This is a genomic window from Dolichospermum sp. LEGE 00240 (assembly GCF_015207875.1).
Classification (GTDB): Bacteria; Cyanobacteriota; Cyanobacteriia; order Cyanobacteriales; family Nostocaceae; genus Dolichospermum; species Dolichospermum gracile.
The window spans coordinates 24,286-30,510 of the sequence record NZ_JADEVZ010000061.1; the positions used below are offsets into that span (position 1 = coordinate 24,286).

General features: G+C 37.2%; 4 protein-coding genes. 2 read left to right on the forward strand and 2 right to left on the reverse strand.

Annotated elements, in window-relative coordinates; translation table 11 throughout:
- Positions 1-104 precede the first annotated feature (104 nt).
- The gene (locus IQ226_RS18255; RefSeq protein ID WP_193897652.1) at positions 105-302 is read right to left on the reverse strand and encodes a hypothetical protein; all 198 of its coding nucleotides are present in this window, start codon (positions 300-302) and stop codon (positions 105-107) included.
- Between the two features lie 375 nt (positions 303-677).
- On the opposite strand from IQ226_RS18255, the gene xth reads away from it, so the two are divergent.
- Complete coding sequence (gene xth, locus IQ226_RS18260; protein WP_193897654.1) at positions 678-1,460, forward strand: exodeoxyribonuclease III; 783 nt, start codon at positions 678-680, stop codon at positions 1,458-1,460.
- Between the two features lie 51 nt (positions 1,461-1,511).
- Here the strand turns inward: xth and IQ226_RS18265 are convergent, their stop codons facing one another.
- Positions 1,512-2,840, reverse strand: a complete 1,329-nt coding sequence (locus IQ226_RS18265; protein ID WP_193897656.1) for a hypothetical protein — start codon at positions 2,838-2,840, stop codon at positions 1,512-1,514.
- 239 nt (positions 2,841-3,079) lie between these two features.
- Here IQ226_RS18265 and IQ226_RS18270 point away from each other — a divergent pair, with 239 nt between their 5' ends.
- On the forward strand, positions 3,080-6,217 hold the full coding sequence (locus IQ226_RS18270) for an alpha-mannosidase (protein WP_193897658.1): 3,138 nt from the start codon (positions 3,080-3,082) through the stop codon (positions 6,215-6,217).
- Positions 6,218-6,225 lie beyond the last annotated feature (8 nt).

The window sequence follows — 6,225 nt, forward strand, 5'->3', positions numbered from 1 at the left end:
TTTTATACCATACTTAATGATATCGGCATATATTTTGTATTTAAAATTAGCAATTTGTGATTTTAGCCAAATTTATGCTAATTAGCGATTTTTCCCGGACAAATTCAAGAACTCAACGCCGTTTGCTGTAAAACTTCTTGATTACGGGTTTCTCGCTGAGATAGGGGATTAGATCCATCATTGATACTTAAAACTGGTACTTCTTGTCTACAGGACAGACAAAACCAATAAACCTCATGATGGCGAACATGACGCAGAACCGAACCGCCACAGCAGGGGCAGGTGTTAACTATGATACTCATAAAATGTCCTCCTTTCAAAAAATTCAACCCCGGCAATGTTATAATTGATCTCGACATCACCATTAAAAACAATTCCAACTTCTACTTTTATGCTTGATTTAATGACGTTCATTTTTCCAGCCATTTATTTCCCCATTCGGAACCCTCCAATTTGGAGAAAATGGAGGTAAAAAACTATCAATAAATGCTAAATTAACAGACTGTTAAAAGATTTTCACAAACTCATTTTTTTATCGAAACATGAAAAATTCAGACAACATTATTAAACTATAAACTAGTATAGACCTTGTTCATCTATCTGAGGGATCATAAATATCTAATTTTTACCGAATAATTCCTTCACCATTATTTTGCGATCATTTTAATCAATAACTCATGAAAATTGCTACTTGGAATGTGAATTCTGTGCGGACACGTTTAGAACAGGTTATCAATTGGTTAACAGAAAATCCAGTTGATGTTTTGTGTTTACAAGAAACTAAAGTCATAGACCAGGATTTTCCTAGTCTCGCATTTACAAATTTAGGCTATTATCCGTATATTTCCGGTCAAAAATCTTATAACGGTGTGGCTTTAATTAGTCGTCAACCGTTGATAGATGTAAGCGTAGGTTTTAGTTCTATTTTACCAGGACTAGAATCAGCATGGGATGAGCAAAAACGGGTGATTACGGGTGTAATTGAGGGTGTAAGAATTGTTAATCTTTACGTTCCCAATGGTTCATCTATTGGTAGCGAAAAGTATGAATATAAGTTAGGCTGGTTAAAAATACTGCAAGAATATTTACAGACGTTAATATTATCAAATCCAGCTATTTCTCTGTGTGGTGATTTTAATATTGCCCTAGAAGATATAGATATTAATGATAAAGTAAAAATAGATAATCACATCATGGCATCGGAATTAGAACGTCAAGCTTTACGAGATGTTCTGAATGTAGGTTTTGCAGATGCTTTTCGTAAATTCAACAGCGAAGGGGAAAATTATAGTTGGTGGGATTATCGCACGGCTGCTTTTAAGCGTAATTTAGGTTGGCGAATAGATCACCATTATCTCACACCAGTGTTGTATGAACGCGCTCAAAGTTGTGTTATTGATATTGAACCGCGAAAGTTAGTTCAACCTAGTGACCATACACCAGTAATTGTAGAATTTTAGCGGATTTTAGATCCCCGACTTCTTTGAGAAGTGGGGGATCTGATTTTCCATTTATCTCCCTAACAATAAACCTCTGAAAAAATAAATCATGTTTGTTAATATTTGTTCTATCCATAATATAGAATAATCTAACCATTCCAGAATTTGTTCTAATGGGTGTTTTTCATAGCCTAATGAGGTGGCAGAAATATCAATCCAGTCTGGCTTAAAATTAAATTCTTGGCTGGTTTGACTACCTGTTTGGGGAAATTCGTCATTTTTCGGGTGGGGTGGTTGTTGACCCATTGTAGTCCGAATTATCGGTAATCCCCATCTTATTTGAGATGGCGGTAGTTTATTGACATCATTATTATCAGATAATTCTTCAATATTGGTGTGGATATTACCAAATAAATCATTCCATGTTAACCAGGTATCTTCTGAAGTATCCCCCATATTTAACTGATTGTTTGCTGATACTATCTTTTCAAAATCAGGGTTACTTTGTGGGGTTTCTCCAGAAGAATTTGAGTCAAGTTGATAAGTATTTCTGACAACAAAAAAGTAGTTTATCGCGGCTAAAATTAAATTAGAAATACTTTGTCGCTGAGGTTTTAAGTAATCATGATTAATAGTTAAATCATTAACTTGACTTTGGAAATTCTTGACGATTTCCTGACTGTGTTTTTGGACGGGGACTAAAGCCGTAGTTTCTAAATTAGCAATTAATTGATCGAGAAATCCAAAAAGTTTCAGGGGATTGAGAAGAGGTTGTTGTACTATGATAGGATGATCATCAGTTAACTTATTCAAAAGATGATCAATTTTGGGTAATAATTCTTGTTGTTGGTGAGCAATTAATTGTAAAGAATACCGATATTCACTAATTTCGCTATTAATTCTATCTGCTAACTTGACGTTTTGCTGCGGTGTGAAAATATCAAAAATACGATTATCTGCGCTTACTAATACTAAATTACGGGTTTGTAATTCTATGGCAATTCCCTGTACTGTTGGTATATGCTGTTGCAGGGTACTTTCTGAACTTGGAGAATTTGGACGAGGAAAAACTTTCTTCCACAAAGATCCTAAAAATGTGAGAGGATTGGTTTGTGAGGAAGTTGGGATATCAGTCTCTCCGGGAGAAAGATTTTTGACAACATCTAATATAATTTGAATTGGTGCATCACTGGTAGGAGGATTTGCTGATTGTAATTTTTTGACTGTGCCATTTTGTTGCCATAATTGGTAAAGTGGATACAGTAGAGAACCTACACCCAAACCAGTAGCAAGTTGCAAATTCTTGAAGGTGTTTTCCAGTGTTTGTGTCAACCGTCGAGAATGCTGGTAGACAAAGTTGAAGAGTTTGCTTTGATAGCGATTGGAGAAATCAGAAGACATGGTAATTATGTGTAATTTGTAGGGTGGAAGTTATCGTCAATTAAAGGCTTTAGATCCCTATTTTTAATTTTGAATTGTTAAGAGATTCTCACAGACATATAAATTTTCAGCAATAGCAATTATTGACATTTATAGTAATTGGGAATTGCATGAGAGACAAACTAAAAATCAAAGCAGCTTCATTTCTGAATTCTGAATTTTGACTCCTGACTCCTGCTCTATATTATTTTATTAGAAATATGACTCTTCCTGTATCCTCATTAAATACTAAATCTATATCAACGGCAATTGAAAATTTGCGTTCTTGTTGTCAGGTTGATATCCAGTCAAACTGGCGATATCAGGAAACTGACGGGGTAGTTACTGATTTTATCCCATTTAGTTTAACTGATTGGCAACCTGTGGAGCTAAATGAAAAAGCTCATGTTTCCTGGACAGGAGGAAACCGGGTATTATGGTTAGGACAAAAATTTTCTGTTCCTGAACATTTACACAATTTTCCGTTAACAAGTTTGTCTTTGCGTTTGGCGTTGGTATGGTGGGCAGATTTAGCAGAAGTGTATGTTAATGGTAAGTTAGTATTGACGGGGGATTTGTTTGATTCTTCCCCGCGAGTGTTGCTGAGTCCAAGTGTCAGTCCTAGAGAAGAGTTTACCATAGCTTTGCGGTTGGTGAGTCCGGGACATTGTGATGGGGCGTTGATGCGATCGCTTGCAATTTTTGAGTCCACAGATTATGATCATCCTGATGCCGGTTTTATTGCTGATGAATTAGCAGTTACAGAAATTCTTTTACAAAACTTCGCACCAGAAAAGTTACTAAGTTTAGCTGGGGAAGTTGAGAAAGTTACAAATCGCCGAGACGCAGAAAATCAAGATTGGAAAACATATCTTGTCAATTTACAACAAACTTATTTGAGTTTAACTGAGTTTATCAACGCTCAAAAATATAAAATTAATTTATTAGGTCATGCACATTTAGATTTAGCCTGGTTATGGCCTGTGGAGGAAACTTGGAAAGCAGCACAAAATACTTTTGAGTCAACTTTAAAACTCCAACAGGATTTTCCCGAATTGATTTTCTGTCATACCACACCGGCATTGTATGCTTGGGTAGAGGAAAATCGTCCCGACTTGTTTCGAGAAATTCAAAATCAAGTTAAAGCGGGAAGATGGGAAGTTTTGGGAGGTTTTTGGGTTGAACCGGATTTGAATTTAATTGCTGGTGAGTCTATAGTGCGTCAGTTATTATATGGACAAAAGTATTTTCTCCAGAAGTTCGGAAAAATATCTGCTGTAGTTTGGGTTCCCGACACCTTTGGTTTTTGTGCGACCTTACCCCAATTTTTTGCAAATGCAGGAATTGAGTGTTTTGTAACTCAGAAACTCCGCTGGAATGATACAACTAAATTTGATTATGACTTATTTTGGTGGCGATCGCCTGATGGCAGTCAAACATTAAGTTTCATGTCCGCACCTATCGGCGAAACCATCGAACCAGTTAAAATGACCAAGTACGCTTGTGACTGGAAAACGCAAACAGGTTTACAAAATTCTCTTTGGCTTCCCGGAGTGGGTGATCATGGTGGTGGTCCAACCCGTGATATGCTAGAAACCGCGCGACGGTGGGAACATTCCCCAATTTTCCCCAAGTTAGAATTTACAACTTCCGCACAATACCTCAACGACATAAAATCATCAACTCAAAACTTACCAGTTTGGGAAGACGAACTTTATTTAGAATTCCATCGAGGATGTTATACTACCCACGCGGACCAAAAACGCTGGAATCGCAAATCTGAACACCTATTATATAGCGCTGAATTATTCGCAACTTTAGCAAATATCCTTTGTGGTGCAGAATTTCCACAAACAGAAATAGAAACCGCATGGAAAAAAGTTTTATTTAACCAGTTTCACGACATTCTCCCCGGTTCTTCCATTACCCAAGTTTACGCAGACGCTTTATGGGAATGGGAAGCAGTAGAAAAAGTGGGAACAGAAATATTAGAGAACTCTTTGAGTGCGATCGCCTCCACAATCAACATACCACAACCTCCCAATCCTGACAGCATCCCCGTCATAATTTTTAACTCACTCAACTGGGAACGTTCCCAAGTTGTCACCATTGACTTATCAAAAATCATCACCACAGATTACCCAACCTGGAAGATTTCTGATATTCAAGGAAAACAAATCCCCTCCCAAAACAGCGAAGACTCAACCTTATTATTTTTCCCAACCATACCATCTATAGGTTACAGCATTTTCTGGCTGTCTCCATCTTCCCCCCAACCCAAAACATTCCCCGAAAACTGGATATTAGAAAACGAATATTTGCAAATTCAAATTAACCCCGAAACCGGAGATTTAACCAGCGTCTTTGACAAAACCCAACAACGAGAATTTTTAGCCGGTGCAGGAAATCAACTTCAAGCTTTTACCGACAGCGGACAATATTGGGATGCTTGGAACATAGACCCTGATTATAACACAAAACCTCTACCGTCAACTCAATTAAAATTAATTCAATGGCAAGAACATGGAGAAATTCAACAACGGTTGCGAGTAGTCCGTCAACTCGGAAAATCAGAATTTTGTCAAGATTACATCTTGGAAATCGGTTCACCAATTTTGAAAATAACTAACACTGTAAATTGGCAAGAAAATCAAGTATTAGTTAAAACAGCCTTTCCTCTCAATCTCCAAGCCGAATTTGCCACTTATGAAATTCCCTGCGGCGCTATTCGTCGTTCTACAAATCCCCAAACCCCTGCAGAAAAGGCGAAATGGGAAGTCCCCGCCTTACATTGGGCAGATTTAACCACAGATACGGGTACGGGAAAATACGGAGTTAGTCTTATCAATGATTGTAAATATGGTTACGATGCCAAGCCTAACCAACTGCGCCTCACCTTGCTAAGAAGTTCCCAGTGGCCAGACTCCCAAGCAGATAGAGGGATACAAGAATTTACCTACAGTTTATATCCTCATTTAGACAGTTGGGAAGAAGCAGAAACCGTCAAACGTGGTTATGAGTTGAATGTTCCTTTTCAAGTATTAGTAAACCCAATCAACTATCAACCTAGATTAAACCTTTGTCAAAGCCAAAGTTTTTTATCTTTATCAGCAGATAACTTGATTTTAATGGCACTTAAACCCAGTGAAAATGATCCAAAAAAGTTTATTATTCGCTTTTATGAATGTCATGGACAAACAGCAGAAATATCTTTGCAAAGCGAGATTTTAAATCTAGAAAAACCCACTGATTTATTAGAAGATAATATCAAACTTGCCGCAATAAATCAAGTCAATAAAAATATTGACCCTTGGAAAATTATGACATTTCAAGCCACATCCAGCAAAATTCAGGAATAGGGGGGGGT

Bases quoted from the DNA above. Each gene is read 5' to 3' on its own strand.
- IQ226_RS18255 (WP_193897652.1), bottom strand. From the start codon at position 302: ATGAGTATCATAGTTAACACCTGCCCCTGCTGTGGCGGTTCGGTTCTG.
- xth (WP_193897654.1), top strand. From the start codon at position 678: ATGAAAATTGCTACTTGGAATGTGAATTCTGTGCGGACACGTTTAGAA.
- IQ226_RS18265 (WP_193897656.1), bottom strand. From the start codon at position 2,840: ATGTCTTCTGATTTCTCCAATCGCTATCAAAGCAAACTCTTCAACTTT.
- IQ226_RS18270 (WP_193897658.1), top strand. From the start codon at position 3,080: ATGACTCTTCCTGTATCCTCATTAAATACTAAATCTATATCAACGGCA.